Origin of the sequence: Paraburkholderia sp. CNPSo 3281 (assembly GCF_024206515.1) — a bacterium.
Lineage (GTDB): Bacteria > Pseudomonadota > Gammaproteobacteria > Burkholderiales > Burkholderiaceae > Paraburkholderia > Paraburkholderia nodosa.
The window spans coordinates 1-1,175 of record NZ_JAMBPS010000150.1 but is presented as its reverse complement, the minus strand read 5'-3'; the positions used below and the strand labels follow the sequence as shown (position 1 = coordinate 1,175).

Sequence of the window (1,175 nt, the reverse complement as noted above, 5' to 3'; positions counted from 1 at the left end):
CTGTTCTGCGAAGACCTCAAGAAGCGCAAGCCGTCGATCGTCATCGGTCTGGTGGGCGCGAAGGTGCAGGTCGATCCGCACAATTCGCTCACGGCCACCGAGGCGGTCGACTTTGTCTGCCGCGAGGAGTTCGACTTCACCTGCAAGGAAATCGCCGAGGGCATGCCGCTGGCCGAGGTCAAGGGCATTTCGTGGCGCGCGAAGGACGGCTCGATCGAGCACAACGCAGGCCGTCCGGTGCTCGAGGACATGGACTCGCTGCCGTTCGTCGCGCCGATCTACAAGCGCGACCTGAAGATCGAGAATTACTTCATCGGCTACCTGAACTACCCGTACGTGTCGATCTACACGGGCCGTGGCTGCAAGTCGCGCTGCACGTTCTGCCTGTGGCCGCAGACCGTGAGCGGCCACGTCTACCGCACGCGCTCGGTCGAGAACGTGCTCGAGGAAGCGAAGTGGATCCGCGAGAACATGCCGGAAGTCAAGGAGCTCATGTTCGACGACGACACCTTCACCGACGACCTGCCGCGCGCCGAAGCGATCGCCATCGGTCTCGGCAAGCTCGGCATGACGTGGTCGTGCAACGCGAAGGCGAACGTGCCGTACAAGACGCTCAAGGTGATGAAGGAAAACGGCCTGCGTCTGTTGCTCGTGGGCTTCGAATCGGGCGACGACCAGATTCTCGTGAACATCAAGAAGGGCGTGCGCACGGACTTCGCGCGCCGCTTCAGCGCCGACTGCAAGAATCTCGGCATCAAGGTTCACGGCACCTTCATTCTGGGGCTGCCGGGCGAGACGCAGGACACCATCAAAAAGACGATCGAGTACGCGAAGGAAATCAATCCGCATACGATTCAGGTGTCGCTCGCAGCGCCCTATCCGGGCACGACGCTCTACAAGCAGGCCGTGGAAAACGGCTGGATGGAAGAGAACAAGACCATCAACCTGGTGAGCAAGGAAGGGGTGCAGCTCGCGGCGATCGGCTATGCGCATCTGTCGCGCGACGAGATCTATCACCACCTGGAGCAGTTCTATCGGCAGTTCTATTTCCGGCCGTCGAAGATCTGGGAGATCGTGCGCGAGATGCTCACGAGCTGGGACATGATGAAGCGGCGTCTGCGCGAAGGCGTGGAGTTCTTCCGCTTCCTGCGCGCGCACGAGGCATGATGGACCGC

At 61.3% G+C, this 1,175-nt stretch carries 1 protein-coding gene; it reads left to right on the top strand.

Annotated elements, in window-relative coordinates:
• Nucleotides 1–1,167: hopanoid biosynthesis associated radical SAM protein HpnJ (hpnJ, locus tag M3I56_RS40565; RefSeq protein ID WP_254358663.1), on the top strand; the 1,167-nt coding region annotated here is incomplete at its 5' end.
• Nucleotides 1,168–1,175: the final 8 nt, after the last annotated feature.